The organism is Vibrio sp. A37, from assembly GCF_059777565.1.
Window position 1 is genome coordinate 370,157 of record NZ_JBLNLI010000003.1, and the last position, 18,093, is coordinate 388,249.

The window sequence follows — 18,093 nt, forward strand, 5'->3', positions numbered from 1 at the left end:
CGATTTCAAAAAGTAATAAAATTAGCAAATACGGCCTCGTTGGCTGTATTTTTTTGTGTGGAAAGTATTAGGAGATGTAATGATCGACCAAAAAGTGATAGTGGCACTTGATTATGACAACGTTGAAAGCGCGTTGTCATTTGTAGATAAAGTTGACCCAAATTCGTGCCGCCTTAAAGTTGGCAAAGAAATGTTTACGCTGCTTGGTCCAGATTTCGTCCGTGAACTTCATAAAAGAGGCTTCTCAGTATTTTTAGACCTCAAGTTTCATGATATTCCGAATACTTGCTCTAAAGCTGTAAGAGCAGCAGCTGAACTAGGCGTATGGATGGTCAATGTTCATGCAAGTGGCGGTGAAAGAATGATGACGGCAGCTAGAGAAATCATAGAGCCATATGGTTCTTCTCGTCCGTTGCTGATTGGTGTAACCGTTCTAACGAGTATGGAGCAAGCTGATTTAGCAGGCATTGGTATCCAAACTAGCCCACAAGAGCAAGTGATTCACCTTGCCAAGTTGACTAAAAACTCAGGTCTTGACGGGGTTGTCTGTTCTGCTCAAGAAGCGACAATGCTCAAGCGAGAGCTAGGAAGTGAATTTAAGCTTATTACACCTGGAATTCGTCCGGCTGGCTCAGCGGCAGGCGATCAGAAGCGTATAATGACACCCAAAGATGCAATTCAAGCTGGCTCTGATTATTTGGTTATCGGAAGACCAATAACGCAGGCAGAGGAGCCTCAAGCGGTTCTAGAGTCGATTAATAGAGAGCTTGCTTCAGTATAGTGAAATGTTGAGCTTAAATGTAAAAAGCACCAAACTAGGTGCTTTTTCTTGTTTAGGCAGAACCGATTTAAATCGGTAAGCCACTATGGAATTTGAAGTCTGTATCGGGAGATGCGATCAAGCTTGCTTCAATATCGCCGAAGTAGTTCACTCTATCCGAAATGTCTTCACCTGCTATGTCTCTCGCTAACGATAGGTAGTCTTGGTAGTGTCTAGCTTCTGAGCGCAGTAACGATACGTAAAATTTTGCTATGTCTTCTTTTAGGTGAGGGGCTAGCTTAGCAAATCTTTCACACGAGCGTGCTTCGATATACGCGCCAATAATGAGCTTGTCTATTAATGTTTGTGGCTCATGGGTAGCCATTTTGCTCATTAGCCCTTTCGCGTAGCGACTGGCGGTGATAGGTTCGTAGTTGATGCCTTTATCCTGCATGATCTCTAGCACCTGATAAAAATGGTGCAGTTCCTCTTTTATCAACATCACCATCTTATCGACTAGATCTTGGCTATAGTGCGTTGAAGATTTCGCTATGATGGATTTCGAAATCTGGCTTTTGCCTTTTAGTGACTCTATGGTTCCTACTTGCCGGTAGGCAAAATCTTCATAAGGCTTAAACCACTCCAGTAAGCTTTTTGCACTGTCTTTGTCTACAGCGTACTTTCGAATAAGAAACATTGCTGACTGTCCTGCTTTTAACTCATCAAAAGCTGAGGTGTGCATATTGATGTAAAAGTGATATAAATGATTGATTTATATCACTTAAAAGTTTATTAAGAAATTATGAGAAGTTTGGTGCGCCAGAGTGGAATCTAAACTCTGAATCGTTAGAAGTAATTAACTCAGCTTCAACATTAGCGAAGTGTTCAATGCGCTCTGAAATATCTTTATCAGCAATTTGCTCTGCTAGTTCTAAGTAGTCTTGATAGTGCCTTGCTTCAGAGCGTAACAACGAGATGTAGAACTTTTGAATTGGTTCTTCAAGGAATGGGGCAAGTTTAGCAAAACGTTCACAAGATCGAGCTTCGATGAATGCACCAATAATTAGCTTGTCGATAAGAGCTGCTGGTTCAAAAGTGCGGATATGTTTAATCATCCCTTTTGCGTATCGACTGGCAGTAATAGGGCGGTATTCCAGTCCTTGCTTTTCAATGATTTCTAGAACTTGATAGAAGTGATGTAGCTCTTCTTTAATCAGTAGAACCATTTTATCGATCATATCCTGTCCGTAAGGGCAACTATCTTTTGGTTTGATAGATTTAGATATACTACTTTTTCCTTTAAGTGTTTCGAGGCTACCGCTCCCTTTGTAAGCAAAGTGCTCATATGGCTCAACTAGCTGAGTAATAAGTTCTTTACCTTCATCGGTTAATACATAGCGTTTAAGAAGAAAAACAGCACTCTGAGAAGCTTTCAATTCGCATAGTAAATGATCCCGCAAAATCACGGATAGGTTTTCAGGTTTGCGAGCCTCTTCAATCCAAGAGTTTGGGGTCGGGCATTTCAAAAATGAATTGATTGGTTCTAACAGTTCTTGATACATCTTTCTTATTTTGTTGATACGAGCATTTAGCGTGATCTTATCACGTAAATTGGTCGTGCTGGGCTACTTAGATTTAAAAATGGTGTTAACCCCCAAAGTGAGTAAACATCAAATTGAGCGTGAGAAAAAAACCTCAACTATGGTGTTTTTGCGTTTAGAGAATATTATAGTGCTTGAAAAATTGAACGAGACGGCGAGTTTTTCAAAAAAAATATCTTAGTGAATCCCTTTTTCTAAAAGGATTTGAGAGTGAAAAATCCTTAGTTGTCAAGAAAAAATCAAAATAATTCTTGCGCCTTGATATTAATTTTGATATGATATGAGAACACTAAACATTGTACGTAAGTTTTAGTGTTGAAATCGCTAAGTATTCCAAAGGAAGTGGAATAATTGATAGAGTCATCGAATGACACTTTAGCGTAAGTGAAAATTATTTTCGCTTTATATTGGCTTATCTGCGGACATACACCTCCGTTGTTTGCCGCCAAATAGTACGAACGAAATGTTCGAATAAAACTTAGCAGCCCCGTTGATGAGGGTAGCTACACAAAATAACTGTAAGTGCCACTTGAAGAGGAGTGTTTGACGAAAGAACAGTGAATAAACGTTGTTGATAGCTTTTAGGCTATCAGATCAATCTTTTGTGATTGATGTGCCTTCGCTTTAAGCGATAGAGAAACATAAATAGGTGTCGTGTATTGCGATCCCGATCCTGACGTTTATTGATTTTCAGTGTGTTTTATCACTGAAAAATGCTGTGCTAATTCGTTAAAACGCCACTCATCTCAGGCTGTGTGTTTTGTGATTTGGTGACAAATTAACTTTGGAGGAAACGCTATGTCATTATTAACATCGATTCAAATTAAACCTACCTTGCACTCGTTCGTGTCTATCACTTACGAGGGATTTCCATGCCTGCAATTCCATCAACACTATCCCTATTTGATGCGCTTTCCCTAGCGTATGACCCTGAGTTCGTCCGAACTTAGTTATAAACAAAAACAGATAAATCAAAGCGTTAAAGAAGTACACCTACTGGGTGGGGGTTCTTACACCCCGAAGAAAGTTAATAAATAAAAAAGAGGAAAACATTATGACTTATAAAACTTACGAAACTCAATTAGACATCGCAATGAACCATTCAAAATCAAGAAGAACCTTGAGAAAGCACTTTGGCAAGAAATCAATTAGTTACGATGATTTTACTCGTTTAATGGCAAGAGGTGGGGAGTCTATAGATGCTGAAACGAGTGATCTACTGGGAAGAGAGAAACTGTGGGTTGATAGTGGTGAACCGACAATTTTCATCGAAAATAAGGACTTAGCTCAACAGCTTTATTTAGCTTCATTTGATGTCCAAGACTTCAATGTCGAGCCTCCATTCAAGACCTTTGCTATGTCTTTTCCGAAAAATACGGAAATTGAGGGGGTTAAGATGCACACGGCTTTGGTCAGTGTGATGACGGTTGCGGAGCATTTAAAGGCTAACCGAGATGTTTTGGGTATTCCGCAGACTTTGGGCAGTGAACTAGAAATGAATGATGATCTGGTCGTTTGTGTCAGTGCTAATGATGGTGTTCATCTAATGCGTGGACACTCATATCTAGATACTTATGAAGATCCATCCGTCAAGCATTCGGAAAGTGATGAGATTGATATGTTACTAAAAATTGCACTGTCGTTATGCGTTTATCACTCAGCGACCGAAGGCAAGAAGCTTGAAGCGGGCTACCCAAAATCGTGGGTTAAAAAGTCAAAAAAACGACAAGGAACAAAAGGTCGAGGAATGGTGCTTCGAGGTATGGGGTGCGGTTCAAAACCGTCAAAAGAGAAAAATGCTGGACGAAAAATCACGCTTAAAGTCCCGTTCTTCCGCAACTTACGTGCAGAGAGATATTACCAAGGAGAGCATAAAAATAAGCCTATTGGTAGTCGTTGGGTTTTCGTGAAGGGGATCGATCTGAATAACAGTCAACATTCGCTGTTAGCTTAAAAAATCACATTAAATCAAACAAATATTAGAGGAGATGCTTATGTGTGAAGAAAATAAAGTCATTCAATTTGACGAAGAAATGGACATTGACCGTAGTCCGAATTGCTGCTGGCGATGCGAAAGCTCGGATTCGAGTGTCGAGGAGACGGATGTCGATTTTGATACTGTAGCCGTTCATTTTGCTTGCAACGATTGTTCAAGCACTTGGGAAGTCAGATATGACGCAACAACACTGTTTATCGCAACACAATAATTTTAACAAAACATAGGAGAATAGTTATGAATATTATTGATACAACAAGAAAATACGCTAATAAAAACAAAGAGTTCAGTGAAAAGTGTGGCTTGATTGCCGCTTCAATGCGCTTCTTTATAGATATTGAGGTGAGTCCATTTTTGCAGAACGAGATGAAACTGATGGAGCAATTGTTCAGCTTCAGAGGATCGGTGAGTCTTGATCAGGTTCTGCAAGCTGTCGATGAGTGTGCTTTTATGGTGAATATGCTCGAAAGAAATATAGATGCGGTTTCACAGAGCGATGATGCCGATATAGTCATCCAGTTCACGATGTTGCTCAGAATGCTAAAGGCTTCAATTGCGTCAATTGAGTTGGTCTTAGGGTCGGAAAACATCAACTAAAAGCTTTAATCGTTAACCACGACAAGAGTAAAAATGATGAGTAGTCATTTGAAAGAAGGGGAACTTAACGCAACAGGGATGTGCATAACAATTAGGTGATTTTATGAATATACACGAACAAACTTTTCAGCATTTTCAACAACTCTATCAAGCGGCAGCGCCGATCAATGAAGTCGATGATTTCTTTATTGAGATTTTTATGGATTTTATCGAACTATTAGAACCTTACGCCAGCGAAGGGGTTGATTTGGAATTATTGATTGAGCATATGGCAGAGATTGACTTTGAAATGCAGCAAGCATTCATATCTTGTTTATTGTCCTTGGGTGTGGAGCTTAATGATGAGGAGGATGCACAATGTTAATGACAGAAGTGATGATGAAAAACCGAGCAATCACCAAGACGATAGAACTTTGGTCTACCAACGAGATTTATGAAAAATGGCAGATTAGGGAGCGTATTGAAGATAATGACTTAGACTTGATAGAAAAAGCAGTCAGAGATTTAGTTGTATCGAACCAAATCAATGTACTACTGGCATTCCCCAATTATACAAGGTTATGTGTGATAGAAACGCTTGATTGGTATGATCAACTTTCGATGGATAATGTCTATTACATTGAGCAACAGCTTCATCTTGCAAGGGATGACTATCAAATAGACGATTCTGATTTTGAGGTGATGATGAGAAGGGTGAAACGACACTAAATCGAAACTTGTATGCAAAGAAGCCCGTGAAGGGCTTTTTGCGTTTTTGAGGAAAATCAAATTGATAGGCCATTGGTTTTTCTTGGTTTTTGTTTTGGTGAAAAATCTGGCTCAATATCGAGCATTGATTCACTAGACAATGATTGTTTCATTTCTAATTCTGACAGTTTTTTCTGTAAGGCTGTGGCTGCTGGGCCGTACACATTGATACATTTCTCATCGGTATATACCGCCAACCCTTTATCTAGTTTATTTACACCAATGATGTACTGATTTTTTAGTGGAATCATCAACCCAAAAGATTTTGATTGGTCGTCAATAAAATCACTCAGTTCAGACTGTAAATGGTCACTCAACGCTACGTGATGATCGAGATGCTCAGGGATACGGTACTGTGCCTGTTGCGCCAGTTTCAGTTTATGCTCCTCCACCTTCTCTGAAATGTATTGCTGTGCTTGTTTCGCTTGCTTACAGACACTTAATAATCCTTTCTTTTTATCAGCAAAATGGCTACACCAACTCTCAAGGTAACGGGCGTGAGCGTTAAATGTTTCTAGTCCTTCTTCTAGGCATAAGAACATAGTGCTAGTCTCAGCAATTAACTCTTCTTTTGCATAACCAAGTGAGCCAAAGCTGTGGTGCATTTCACGATTTAAAGCCTTTGATGTGGAGTGGCTTAATTCGTGCAGCACTACGGCGAAAAACGCCTTATCAGAGTGAAACTTATGGCGTGGTGGTACAACAATGCAATGTTTACTTGGTGAGTAGTAAGCACGATCTTCGTTTTTTTCAATAACAGGCACACCCATAGCATCAATAATTAGCTGGGCTTTATCGATAAATGCTAGATCTTGTTGCTCTGGTGACATTGATTGCTGTTCAAGTTCTTCTTGCTTTGCGAAATAGGGACGCTCATCAATGAACGTTTGAGGCAGGAGGTGTTTGATTTTTTCAAGCGGAAAGACTTTGTAAGGCTTTAAACCTTTACGATGTTGATAGCCGTTGTCTCGCATTTCTTTGAAGCTCATACCGTGCGTTTCACGCTCGAACTGACTCTTACCTATTGCTTTACCGTCTTTTTTGAAGCTTTCGAGGTATTTCACTACAACAGAGTCTAATTTTAATCCTTTCAATGGTTTATCGGGATCAAACGTATCGGATTTTTGTGGAAGTTGCTCTTTGTGCTGTTCCAGTAGGTCTGCGGCTTGCTTGAACGTTGCGTAAATCGGTACTTTCGTTGCTTGTTCTTGTTGATCTTGAAGTAGCATTATAATGTTAATACCAGCATATTGGTCATTATAAAAATTGACTGGTAACGTATTGAGCGAAGAGCGGAAAAAACTTATCTCATTTTCACTGTCAGAGCTTGGTTTTTCGCCCTTGGGCTTGGAAAAATAATCAAATAATCTGTCCAGTATCACGCCTCTGTATTTTTGAAAGTTTCAGCCGCTTGAGCGACTGTTTATTCCTGAAAAATAAAGGGTTTTATTTTTGATTTGCTGATAATTTCTGGTGTTAAAATCATCATTTCGTTAGTAGTTTTGGACTTATCACACAAGCTCAATGCACCATTTACAGTGCGAAAAGCAACGGTGTTTTCGTCAGATACTGCCAAAACCCACGCTTCATCTAACTCATCAAGATCTAAATCCAATACCTTTTCTACTTCAGCGGTAGCACTCCGCTTCGTTACTCTCTTATGTTTAAATGTTGTACAACATACTACATTCGTAAGGGTGTCATTATCAGCCTCAAAAACAGCCGAATTAGCGGCAGTTTTTGTTTCGTGAGCCTCTGGCTCACTCTCTTGAATATTTTGGCTCTGAGTGGGCTTTGAACGTTGTTTTGCTGCTTTGGCTTCGTCTTTACGCATCTTAGCCACAAAACCGTCATCGACACTTTTGATGTTAAACCTAGAAAATGGTTTTGGAATGCCAGGCAAGTGACACTGCTCTTTTTCATACTCAAGAACGTGCTTTTCTTTCAGCTTCTCAAAAGAAACCGACAGTTTTTTGTTTAAATCACCTTTAATGCCTAAAATGTTAGAGATGTAGCTCTTTGTGAAAAACGGATCATCTAATCCTCTAAGGGATTGAACTATAAGGAAAATAGGGATTTGATTTTTCCTTTTGATAGCGACAAAGTCGCTTTTCTGGATGAATGTAAGTGAATGCTCACGTTCATTCATATAGTCGATAAAATCACCGTGAAGCTCAAATCGCAAACTATTATCGAAGCGGTTGATGAATAGCTCTTCAAAGATAGTGACTGGTTCATCATTGACAAAAAACTCTATTTCCTTGAATCGCTCGATGAAGTTTTCAATCTTTTCTATCAATTGACTGAGAGTAAAATTACCCTTTAGTTTTAACTGCTTGAAGATTTTTGAGCCTTTATCCAAGCTTAGAATCACGCACTCGTCATTTTCGTCATTGCTGGAGTTGAGATAGTAGTTATGGTGTTCAACAAGTAACAAACTGAAAAGTAGGATCTCCACAAATGTGTCGCAGTAAAGTCCATCTAGATCATAACGCTGCTGTGATAGGTTATGAGTGATCACATCAATGTTTTGTTCAGCGTTATTTCTGAAAAAACCGACCTGAAGAAGTTCTGTTGGTAGGGCTAGTGTTTGGTTAGAAAGAAAATCATAGTGGGATAATGGTCTAGTGCTCATTGAGTTACTCCTTGGTTAATTTAAACAAGAAGTCTTGACTCAATGGTTATCCGTGATACGTTGAAATTATGAACTGCTGCAATGCACCTATTGTATTGAATAAGAACCAAGTTGACGCTTGGTTTTTCTTGTTTTTATCCCTATGTTGTACCGCAGATCGAGAAAACTTCAAGAGCTGAACAGCAAAAAAATCCAGAAATATTATTCTGCTTTTTGAGCCTTTGTGTAATCCAATTACACCGTTTCTAAAAATCTATCTTTAATAGAAGGTGTATCTATTGGTGGAATGGTATGGAGTAGCAAAAAGAATGGTATGGAGTTTGGGTAGAATGCTATGGAGTTTGGGTAGAATGCTATGGAGTTGGATTGTTTCTGTCTTTTCGACTTTTACAAGATAATCTCACCACCTTGACGGTTTGCCAAGGCGGTGAATAAATCAGGTTTAGGTTTGAGCTTCGTTTGACTTACCTAAGCCCTTCATCAGCACATCAAACATCAACCCAGCAAAGCCTTTTGCAACAGCCTCATTAGATAGTAGCTTCATTGCCATTTCGTTATGAATATCCATACTTTCAATTACGGCATTGCTGATTGACTCTGGGAATTGCCCTAGCATCGCTTGTTCTTTGGTGTTGCTGCGAAGCTGATCCATTACCACTTCATTTTCTGAGATTTTACCTGCAATGGTATTGGCGTAATTGAGCATATCATTTTCAGATAATCCATCTTCAATGAACAAATCGTTCATTCTCTCGATGATCTCGTTGAGCAATTCCGTTTTTGGATCTTTAGCTGCAGCACCAGAACCTTCTTTTGCCGCTGGTAGGTAAGGTTTAGGCTCTTCACCTATTTTATTACCTAGTTGCAAATCTGCTTCACGCTGCTCGTGCAAACGGTAATGGGTCATTACCACATCAGACAGATCTACATCGTCTTCCACGATATCTAAGCGCAATAGTGGATGCAGGTGTTTAGCGAAGATACTGAGCTTTTCTAGCTCAAAATCATCAAAATTAACGATCTGAGAAGTAAACTCATAGTAGCGATAGAATGAGATTAAATCCTTCTTGAACACTTCCAGAATATTTCGTGCTTCTTTAGCGTGTTTGACGCTGTTTTCAGCGAACTTAATCTTCTTGTTGTTCTTTTCAATCTTCGCTTTGGATAATTCAGCCTGTGCCGATTGAAGCACCTGAGTGGCTTCTTTATAACGAACTGAGAAACGGTCAACGGCTGGTTTACACAAATTGGCTAGTTTGGCTTGATTAGCTTGTTTGTCATTGTAAGTATCAACAAACGCTTCCACCTCTCGCCACTGGTAAATCCCGACCTTATCAAGCTTTTTCATCAGTTCATAGACGATGTTTGGATCTGACACGCCAGCCAATTCAGCCGTTTGGAAGTAAACCTTAAACTCTGCCAAGATCTCTTCTGGGTCATTCACAAAGTCGAGCACAAAGGTCTTGTCTTTGCCTTTACACGTCCGATTTAGTCTTGATAGGGTCTGAATACATTCCACGCCTTTTAATGGCTTATCGACATACATAGCGACTAGCTTAGGCTGGTCAAATCCCGTCTGGAACTTGTTCGCAACCAACATCACCTGATAATCAGTAGTATCAAATGCTTTACGCATATCACGACCACGCAGATTCGGGTTCATATTCGTTTCAGTGAATGGCTGATCGGGTAAGTCTGGATCATTCACTTCACCAGAAAACGCCACCATTGCATTAACATTATCGTAGCCTTTAGATTGGACGTATTTTTCAAACGCTAGTTTGTAACGCACCGCCTCTAAACGGCTACTAGTTACAACCATTGCTTTTGCTTCACCGCCTAGCAAATGTTTCACTTTCTCGTTGAAGTGCTCAATGATGGTTTCCACTTTTTGAGCAATATTGTAAGGGTGTAAGCGAACCCATTTCGCCATTTTTGAAGCGGCTTTTTTACTATCCACTTCTTGGTCTAAATCTGGATTTTCGTGGGCTAGTTGATAAGCAACTCGGTAACTGGTGTAGTTTTGCAGAACATCGAGAATAAACCCTTCTTCAATTGCTTGGCGCATTGAATAAACGTGAAACGGCAACGGTTTGTTAGTATCACTTGCTGGTTCATCAAGGTTTGGTCTGCGACCAAACAGCTCTAATGTTTTTGCTTTTGGTGTTGCAGTAAATGCAAAGTAACTGAGCTTATTTGAGCCTTTACGAGCTTCGAGCGATAAGCGCAGCATATCTTCACTGTCTAGCTCTTCGTTACCGTCTAGTTGCTCTGCCATTAACACTTCACGCAATTTACGTGCGGTTGTTCCTGTTTGGCTAGAGTGCGCTTCATCGGCAATAACTGCGTAGCTTCGACCTGCAAGGGTTGAGTCTTTGCGGATCGCTTCTAAAACGTGAGGGAACGTTTGAATCGTTACGATAATGATAGAGGTGCTTGCCTTTAACTCTCCTGCTAATTGGCTTGATTTAGAGCCTTGCGCCTCTTCTCTATTAACACGAGCAATCATTCCTTCATTATGGTCAAACTGATAAATCGTATCTTGCAACTGGCTGTCAAGTACTGTTCGGTCAGTGATGACGATGACGGAATCAAAAACCTTATCCCCAGCTTGTTTTTCAAGCTCTGGGTGGTCGGTATAGTAGTGTTTTGATGCGAGTTGGTGAGACAGCCACGCAATTGAGTTTGACTTACCTGAACCTGCACTGTGCTGAATTAGGTACTTATGACCTGTGCCTTCGCTATCCACCGTTTTAAGCAGTTTAGAAACAACCGCCCATTGGTGATAACGAGGGAAAATCATTGTCTCTTTAACTTTGATTGAACCGTCTAACTGCTCTTCATCTTTTACTTCGAGGTGAATATATCGGCTTAGGATCAGCAGTAGGTTATCTTTTTGGAAAATCTCATTCCACAGGTAAGAGGTCGCATAGCTACCATCTTCTGGCACATCGTTGCCCTTACCACCGTCAACCGTGCCTTGGTCAAAGGGCAAGAAGAATGTCTTTTTACCAGCTAAACGGGTCGTCATTGCAACATTGTATTGGCTCACAGCAAAGTGAACCAATGCACCACGTTTAAAGGTCAATAGTGGCTCTGGTTTCTTAGTCTTAGGATCTTTTGGCTGCCTGTCCTTCATATACTGGACTTTGGCGTTATCAATCGACTGCTTAAACTCAGACTTCAGCTCACAAGTCGCAACAGGGATACCGTTGACGAAAAGGGTTAAATCTAAACGCCCATCATAACCACTTGGTGAGTAAACTAGCTCAGGAACAACACGCAAAATATTTTGCTCATAACGTGCCGTTGCCGTTGGATTTAAGTCGTGATCAGGTTTGAAGTTACAAAGGTCAAACTTCGCTCCACGATTATTGAGTTTATTTCGCAATACCCAAAGTGTGCCTTCGTTTTTAAGCTCTTGCTCTAATGACTTGAGCAAAGCGTTAGCCGTTGCGTTTGGGTTACGCTCTGTATCTGGGAAGTGCTGCGCTAGCTTATCCCATTGTTTAGGCTGTGTTGCTTTGGCAAAAGCGATTACATCTTCAGGGTAAAGTGCCAACTCTTTGTTGTACTTGTTCGACTCGCCCAACAACCAACCTTGTGACTGCATTTGGTCAAGGATGTCGTTTTGGAATACTTGTTCATTTACAGGGGCTTTATATGTTGGGGTAGATTCGCATACTTTATCCACACAACGCATAGCTGTTTTATATACTTCTTGTGTTGCTAACTCGATAACCTTTCTTCTTTTAGGCTTTATAAATGGTTCAAGGTTATTTGTAGGACTGTTTTTATCTTCCGTTGTCATCTCATTTTACCTTATTGTCGAAAGAGAGGTTCTCGCAGTTAAGTGGTTGTGTAATAACAACCGTTGTGTCTTTCCTTGAAGAGGCTGCGTCAAGGTCTGCGAATATGAAAGCTAAACCGACAAGAGATAATGGAACTAATGAATATTTAAAGGGGCGGTTCATTAATTGAAGTTTATGCTGTCTGGTATCATTAGTTTTAGCAATTTGGCCTGCACAGGAACTAAAATCTCGGATTAGGTAATCAATGAAGCAGTCTGTGTTTGCATCAAAGTACCCCTTTTCAATCATATCTAGTCTTGTTTTTTCAACTTCATTGGCATAAGGAAAAAAATCAAACTCATTTTCCCAAAATGCATCTAATAATAAATAGATAGCTCTAGCTAGGAACATTAGGCCTATAAACGTAGCTGTTCCAAGTGTTAATAAAGCGATTAAAGGTATGGTTAAGTCAATATTTTTGCTTATATACAATAATAAAGTAAGGATTGTAGCAATAGCTGCAAACCTTACTTGAATGTTAGAAGTTATGGTGTTTTTCCTTTCTAACTCGTAGGCATATTGCTCTTTGTATAAGGTTAATACTTCCAGCTTTTCCATTTAGGAACTCTCTCTTAAGCACCAGATCTGCTCAGCGATTTGGCGATACAAATCTCGTCTAGTTTGAACATCGGCTATCTTCATTTCAGCGTGTGCTCTAAAAGCTAAGCCATTATGTGAGATGAGCTTATTGAAGTTTGGGTTATTCTCGTAAGCTAAAGGATGCAAAGACTTTACAAGAAGATTTTCTTTAATGTAGTGCTCTACTTTTTCTGTGTAAGGCTTATCACTGTATGACTGGTTTGTGCCTCGTGGAAGCAACACTAATGCGCCAATACTATTACGAGCATCATTGAACTCGTTTAGTTGTTCAAACTCATCACGATGGTTATCAAAGTTGTTCGCCCACAAGTGTTCAATCTCATAAGGCTTGCCATTGGTAGCGTGATAATAAGTTGCAAAATCAGTATTTTCGCCAGCTAGACCATCAACATAACCAGACAGGCGTGAGAGTAGATACTTAACAAATCGACCATTTTGACCGTGTAGGCGGAACCATTCAAAGCCGTTCCACTGCTCATCCATCTCACTTAGCTTTTTGTCAAATATCTCAACTAGCTCGCCGTAGTCTTTGTTACGGATCTCTTTCACGAGATTGTACATCGTGTAGCGAATTGAACTTGCAGAGAAGTTGCGGAAGTTGACAGATCTACGAACACAGAAGATATCAATGTACTTAGCGACAAGGTTCATCTTTTGATTAGCGAGATCAACGGAGTCTGTTGTTTTAAGCGGAGCAAGCATAAGCGGATAGCTTAATGAGCTAGCGATACCCCACTGATAAATATAGTGAATCGAGTCGAGTTCAGGCGTGAACGTTTCTTCAGCCTTACGAAGGCGCTTATACGCATTCACATAATATCTAAACTCAGTATTAATAAAGGCATCAAACTCATTCTCGCCAGCTTTAGCTAGGTTCATTCGAGATAGGTTGTCTCTTACCCAGTTATGGAAACGAGTGCCGATTTTTTCAAAGTCTTCGTTTAGGGAACCAGCTTTACTCTGCCTGATAGACTCGGCATATTTGGCTCTTAGCCACGCTTGAATGAAACGCTGGTCTTCTTCTTTATCGAAGACTTTTAGGTCAATAATCGTCTGCTTCCAGAAGTCGTTGGACTGCTTTCTCTTGTTATCATCACGGTATTTCGATAACAAGAAGCCTTTTAACATCTCTGTTGGCGTGAGGTTCAAGCCTCTGTCGTTCATTGTTTCAAAAATGGTGTAAGCATTCTCATCGCTGTAGGCGACAATTTCGACCAAAACAACAAGCCATTTTAGCCAATCAATGAACAGTGGAAGAACGTTTTCATCAATACGATCTACTGGAAATGCATCACAAATATTTTGATAGCGAGCTACCATATTAATGGTTGAAGCATCTGCATCTTCAGGTGGTGTGTATTCTCCTTGCTTAAATAAAGCGTCAAGGCAGGCAGTTCGCTCTGGTACGTCAATGTTGAATGATTTTTGCCCAAACTGCTCTGAGAAGATCATTCCTGATATGGCTTCGTTTAAGCCTAGTTCTTTTTGCTGATTGTTAAGATAGATCAGGAACAACGTTAGCGAGGTTAGGCGTTGTTGACCATCAATAATACTACGTCTGTCTGGTCTTTCGCTCAGGACAAATGGACCTAAATAGTAACTGTTGTAACCAGCAACATCTTGACGTTGGTGTTCTGGATCATAGTTATCTAAAAAAGCATTGCACAGGTCTGTAACCAATTGCTCTATGTGAGTTTGCTCCCAGCTATACTCACGCTGATAGTAATCAACGGTGTACTTCTTGTTATCAAGAACCTCTAAAATAGAGCGGTTTTTGGCTTCAATCTTATTTTGGAAATTGCTCATCCTTGAACTCCTTGTGCATCCCAATCACGCACATCAATCTTTCCTGTTACTGCCGCTGAGATCAGTGCTGTCTTTCGTTCATTCAGCAAATCAATTTCAAGGTCTACCCGTTGACGAATCTCTTTTTCAGCCTGAACAAACTTCGAGACTTCAAGCTGACTTTTTATACAAGGAAGAGGTACTTTCTCTTTTAACAACTTTTTGATGTTTAAAGGTCTATTTCTTCCAGCAGAACCAACAGAGCACTCATTCAGTAAAAAATCACCTTCTTTGGTTGTTAAATACGCCCATAGGTATTTAGTGTCGATAAGGCCATCTCTTCCTTTTAATATGGGATAGCGATGAGAAACGACACAGTTGCAATGCCTTTTATCGGCTAGGGCGATAGCCCCCTCCCAAGCAAATTGTCCACTTATTAATAGGTCTCCATCTTGAACGTGGAAAAAATCTGATTCCCCTAACTCTTGCGGTAATTTAGGTTCTTTTTTGAAGATACCTCGTCCTCTATTGTACAAACCTAACGCTACGACCATTTCTTCTTGCGAATGGTCAAACTCCCTAAAGTATTGATTTACTACAGATCCAAGTCTAACTTCGGTATCGCATTGAGTACCAATAGCTTCATAAACCAAGGAATGACGCTTTTCTTTTAATAGATTAACTAGCTCTTCTTGTTTGCTGATTAGAATGTCAATCTTCTCAATTTGATGGTCAAGAAAATGAGCTATTTGTTGTTGTTCCATTGCATCTGGGTAAGGAAAAATAACCTCATTAAATGCCTCGGTAGGTAAACGCCAACGTCCTAAATGAGCACTGCCTTGGCCTAGAGGAAAGAACACCTTTTGCTTGTAACACATTTGCAACAAGTATAAGTAGTATCGATCGTTGTAGTTTTTTCTATCTTTGAGTGAAAAAACTCTATAATCAGGACTGGTTACTCCGTTAAATTTAGATATATCAACATATCCCGTTAATAAATCCATATGGTTCATCGCAAAATCACCTTCAAATACCAATTGATATTTTGAGTAATCCATTGATAGTTGACCATCACCGCTCAGTATATCTTTAACAACAATTCCCTTTTGAGTAACAGAAAGTACATCGAAGCCTAGTTGTCCTGCGATTCTTTTTTTTATATCGAATACATTTTTTAGACGTTTAACTTCCCAATGTTTAGGAATGTCACCGATCCAGTCCACTTTAGAACTAATATAGCCTGAATATGGTTTATAACGACTTGTCATTATGAATGCACCTCTTGAAGTAGCTGCATAATCTCAGCCGATACTGTATCTAAATCAGCGTCAATATCTTCAAGTGCTCTTGGTGGCTCATAAACGTAGAAGTGACGGTTGAATGGGATCTCGTAACCCACAACACCCACTTCACCGTCTCGTTCATCAGTCTTCTTCGTATCGATCCACGCATCTGGGACGTGAGGTAGCACTTCACGAGCAAAGTATTCGTCAACGGTTTCAGTTAATGGCACGTTCTCGTTATCACGTAAATCTGGATTTGCTTCCACCTTACCTTTAACCTTGCATACCTCAGCTTCATCATCGTGCTCACCTAAGTGTTTCACGATCGTCTTCTGTTGGGCTGCGGTTAGCTTTATGCCGCTCAGTTTGGCAATAAAGGCTTTTAGGAAGGCATCACGAGATAACAGCTTCTCTTCAGTAAATGAAGCTAGAGTTTCTAACACTGCATTTTGAACTGACTCGCCTAACTTACCCCACGCTTTATCCGCTTGTAGTGCTTCAAGGCGGTGCTCGTCTTTCGGGTAAATAGCCAATTTAAGAGGGCGTTCAACCGTAATTCTGCGATAGCCGAACTCTTTGTAATCAAAGATTTTACTAAACTCGTTTTCGGCAAACTGACCGTAAGTTTTAACAATGGTATCAATCGCTTCAGGTGTGAGTTCTTTACGTTTACTACCTAACGATTTACGCATTGCTGCATAGAATACGTGCTCATCATTACCTTCAATTTCACCGCCGCCACTGCGACCACGACCGCCTGTTTTAGCTCGTTCTTTTGAAGCGTTGATAAGTTGAACCTTACCTTTGCGGTTAACTGGCTTGTGAGATGATAGAACCCAAACATAAGTCGCAATACCTGTGTTGTAGAACATATCGGTAGGCAGAGCCACAATTGCTTCAAGCAGGTCATTTTCAAGAATATAGCGTCTAATTTCACTTTCACCGCTACCCGCACCGCCTGTAAAGAGTGGCGAGCCATTCAAGATAATACCGATACGTGAACCGCCTTCACTGACAGGGCGCATTTTGCTTACTAGGTGCATCAAGAACAGCAATGAACCGTCAGACACTCGTGGTAGACCAGCACCAAATCGACCTTCAAAGCCTTTTTCGTTGTGCTCATCATTGATGAACTTTTGGATCTTCTTCCAATCCACACCAAATGGAGGATTTGACAGCATATAGTCAAACTTCTCGGTGCGGAGTTGGTCATTAGACAGGGTATTACCTAGTTTAATATTATCGACCTTTTGCCCTTTGATAAGCATATCCGCTTTACAGATTGCGTATGACTCTGGGTTTAGCTCTTGACCAAAAGCAGAAAGAGAGGCTTTGTCGTTAAGGTTATGAACGTATTCCATACCTGACGACAAGAAACCACCCGTACCAGCCGTAGGATCGTAAATAGAACGAACCAAGCCAGAACTGGTTAGCTCTTCTTCATTGGCGAATAGTAGTGATGTTGTTAGTTCAACAATATCCCTTGGGGTAAAGTGCTCACCAGCCGTTTCATTAGAGCTTTCTGCAAAGCGTCTGATCAGTTCTTCAAACACCAAACCCATTCCGTAGTTGCTAATGGTATTAGGGTGAAGATCTGTAGTTGCGAAGCGTTTAGCTACTTTGTAAAGCAGATCCGCTTCTTCTAGTTTGTCGATGGTATTGAAGAAATCGAAGTGCTCAAAAATCTCACGAGCATTAGGACTAAACGATTGAATGTAGCTCTCTAGGTTACTTGCTACACCTGTTTCACCAAGGCGGTTTAAGTCCATTTTTGAAGTGTTGTAAAAGCTCAACTGAGCTGCGTGCGTCAGTAGCTTATCTTGTGCCTCAATTGGCATTGCCTTTACAGTTTCGTATTTTGCGAGAACGTCTGGTTTTGTTGTTTCAAGCACACACTCTAAGCGTCTTAGTAGAGTGAAAGGGAGAATGATACGTCCGTATTGAGATTGCTTGAAATCACCACGTAGAAGGTCAGCCACCGACCATAAAAACGCTGCTGTTGATGAGAAATTGTTGTTAGTCATTATAATCAGCACATTGAATATGAAAAATTGCGCTGATTATATCACTTTTTCAACTTTTGATATTCCTGTAAACGATGTTCTGTGAACTATTCAAAACCATTAAAGTGATGATTTTTAGAACTATGTAAGTTAACAAAAAACGATTTCGGTACGCAGGTAGAGCTGACAAATAGTGAAATCACTGATAATTGTTGCTACCCTGATCATACATACA

At 40.2% G+C, this 18,093-nt stretch carries 14 protein-coding genes and 1 pseudogene; 6 read left to right on the plus strand and 9 right to left on the minus strand.

Translation table 11 applies throughout. The features are described from left to right. The first annotated feature begins 79 nt into the window (after window positions 1–79). Complete coding sequence (gene pyrF / locus ACM2FC_RS07790; RefSeq protein WP_498480323.1) at window positions 80–781, plus strand: orotidine-5'-phosphate decarboxylase; 702 nt, start codon at window positions 80–82, stop codon at window positions 779–781. Between the two features lie 67 nt (window positions 782–848). Here the strand turns inward: pyrF and miaE (ACM2FC_RS07795) are convergent. Together miaE (ACM2FC_RS07795) and miaE (ACM2FC_RS07800) are read right to left on the minus strand one after the other, a co-directional pair. After that, a pseudogene (gene miaE / locus ACM2FC_RS07795) lies at window positions 849–1,481 on the minus strand (tRNA isopentenyl-2-thiomethyl-A-37 hydroxylase MiaE); the annotation flags it as partial. A gap of 79 nt (window positions 1,482–1,560) precedes the next feature. Next, complete coding sequence (gene miaE, locus ACM2FC_RS07800; RefSeq protein ID WP_498480324.1) at window positions 1,561–2,322, minus strand: tRNA isopentenyl-2-thiomethyl-A-37 hydroxylase MiaE; 762 nt, start codon at window positions 2,320–2,322, stop codon at window positions 1,561–1,563. Between the two features lie 1,093 nt (window positions 2,323–3,415). On the opposite strand from miaE (ACM2FC_RS07800), the gene ACM2FC_RS07805 reads away from it, so the two are divergent. From ACM2FC_RS07805 to ACM2FC_RS07825, 5 genes are all read left to right on the plus strand, one after another. Beyond that, complete coding sequence (locus ACM2FC_RS07805; protein WP_498480325.1) at window positions 3,416–4,315, plus strand: hypothetical protein; 900 nt, start codon at window positions 3,416–3,418, stop codon at window positions 4,313–4,315. Window positions 4,316–4,355: 40 nt separating this feature from the next. After that, window positions 4,356–4,568, plus strand: a complete 213-nt coding sequence (locus ACM2FC_RS07810; protein WP_258480234.1) for a hypothetical protein — start codon at window positions 4,356–4,358, stop codon at window positions 4,566–4,568. A 26-nt stretch (window positions 4,569–4,594) separates the two neighbouring features. Then, the gene (locus ACM2FC_RS07815; protein WP_498480326.1) at window positions 4,595–4,954 is read left to right on the plus strand and encodes a hypothetical protein; all 360 of its coding nucleotides are present in this window, start codon (window positions 4,595–4,597) and stop codon (window positions 4,952–4,954) included. A gap of 103 nt (window positions 4,955–5,057) precedes the next feature. Further along, window positions 5,058–5,318 carry a hypothetical protein gene (locus ACM2FC_RS07820; protein WP_498480327.1) on the plus strand — a complete coding sequence of 87 codons (261 nt, stop codon included), beginning with the start codon at window positions 5,058–5,060 and terminating at the stop codon, window positions 5,316–5,318. Further along, window positions 5,312–5,662: a hypothetical protein gene (locus ACM2FC_RS07825; RefSeq protein WP_498480328.1), complete on the plus strand. Its 351-nt coding sequence runs from the start codon at window positions 5,312–5,314 to the stop codon at window positions 5,660–5,662. Before ACM2FC_RS07820 ends, ACM2FC_RS07825 begins: the two co-directional genes overlap by 7 nt. A gap of 56 nt (window positions 5,663–5,718) precedes the next feature. On the opposite strand, the gene ACM2FC_RS07830 is transcribed toward ACM2FC_RS07825, so the two are convergent. From ACM2FC_RS07830 to ACM2FC_RS07860, 7 genes are all read right to left on the minus strand, one after another. Next, window positions 5,719–7,083 carry a zincin-like metallopeptidase domain-containing protein gene (locus ACM2FC_RS07830; RefSeq protein WP_498480329.1) on the minus strand — a complete coding sequence of 455 codons (1,365 nt, stop codon included), beginning with the start codon at window positions 7,081–7,083 and terminating at the stop codon, window positions 5,719–5,721. Window positions 7,084–7,124: 41 nt separating this feature from the next. Beyond that, window positions 7,125–8,336, minus strand: coding sequence for a hypothetical protein (locus ACM2FC_RS07835; RefSeq protein WP_498480330.1), 1,212 nt, complete (start codon window positions 8,334–8,336; stop codon window positions 7,125–7,127). Between the two features lie 442 nt (window positions 8,337–8,778). Then, entirely contained in the window at window positions 8,779–12,039 is a 3,261-nt protein-coding gene (locus ACM2FC_RS07840; RefSeq protein ID WP_498480420.1) for a type I restriction endonuclease subunit R, read from the minus strand. 109 nt (window positions 12,040–12,148) lie between these two features. After that, window positions 12,149–12,745 (minus strand): hypothetical protein, encoded by a 597-nt coding sequence (locus ACM2FC_RS07845; protein WP_498480331.1) that lies wholly within the window; start codon window positions 12,743–12,745, stop codon window positions 12,149–12,151. Beyond that, window positions 12,746–14,593: a DUF262 domain-containing protein gene (locus tag ACM2FC_RS07850; protein WP_498480332.1), complete on the minus strand. Its 1,848-nt coding sequence runs from the start codon at window positions 14,591–14,593 to the stop codon at window positions 12,746–12,748. It lies immediately after the preceding gene. Then, a complete protein-coding gene (locus tag ACM2FC_RS07855; protein WP_498480333.1) occupies window positions 14,590–15,840 on the minus strand; it encodes a restriction endonuclease subunit S in 1,251 nt (416 codons plus the stop codon). Before ACM2FC_RS07855 ends, ACM2FC_RS07850 begins: the two co-directional genes overlap by 4 nt. After that, window positions 15,840–17,879 (minus strand): type I restriction-modification system subunit M, encoded by a 2,040-nt coding sequence (locus tag ACM2FC_RS07860; RefSeq protein ID WP_498480334.1) that lies wholly within the window; start codon window positions 17,877–17,879, stop codon window positions 15,840–15,842. Before ACM2FC_RS07860 ends, ACM2FC_RS07855 begins: the two co-directional genes overlap by 1 nt. Window positions 17,880–18,093 lie beyond the last annotated feature (214 nt).

Bases quoted from the DNA above. Each gene is read 5' to 3' on its own strand.
- pyrF (WP_498480323.1), top strand. From the start codon at position 80: ATGATCGACCAAAAAGTGATAGTGGCACTTGATTATGACAACGTTGAA.
- miaE (WP_498480324.1), bottom strand. From the start codon at position 2,322: ATGTATCAAGAACTGTTAGAACCAATCAATTCATTTTTGAAATGCCCG.
- ACM2FC_RS07805 (WP_498480325.1), top strand. From the start codon at position 3,416: ATGACTTATAAAACTTACGAAACTCAATTAGACATCGCAATGAACCAT.
- ACM2FC_RS07810 (WP_258480234.1), top strand. From the start codon at position 4,356: ATGTGTGAAGAAAATAAAGTCATTCAATTTGACGAAGAAATGGACATT.
- ACM2FC_RS07815 (WP_498480326.1), top strand. From the start codon at position 4,595: ATGAATATTATTGATACAACAAGAAAATACGCTAATAAAAACAAAGAG.
- ACM2FC_RS07820 (WP_498480327.1), top strand. From the start codon at position 5,058: ATGAATATACACGAACAAACTTTTCAGCATTTTCAACAACTCTATCAA.
- ACM2FC_RS07825 (WP_498480328.1), top strand. From the start codon at position 5,312: ATGTTAATGACAGAAGTGATGATGAAAAACCGAGCAATCACCAAGACG.
- ACM2FC_RS07835 (WP_498480330.1), bottom strand. From the start codon at position 8,336: ATGAGCACTAGACCATTATCCCACTATGATTTTCTTTCTAACCAAACA.
- ACM2FC_RS07840 (WP_498480420.1), bottom strand. From the start codon at position 12,039: ATGCGTTGTGTGGATAAAGTATGCGAATCTACCCCAACATATAAAGCC.
- ACM2FC_RS07845 (WP_498480331.1), bottom strand. From the start codon at position 12,745: ATGGAAAAGCTGGAAGTATTAACCTTATACAAAGAGCAATATGCCTAC.
- ACM2FC_RS07850 (WP_498480332.1), bottom strand. From the start codon at position 14,593: ATGAGCAATTTCCAAAATAAGATTGAAGCCAAAAACCGCTCTATTTTA.
- ACM2FC_RS07855 (WP_498480333.1), bottom strand. From the start codon at position 15,840: ATGACAAGTCGTTATAAACCATATTCAGGCTATATTAGTTCTAAAGTG.
- ACM2FC_RS07860 (WP_498480334.1), bottom strand. From the start codon at position 17,879: ATGACTAACAACAATTTCTCATCAACAGCAGCGTTTTTATGGTCGGTG.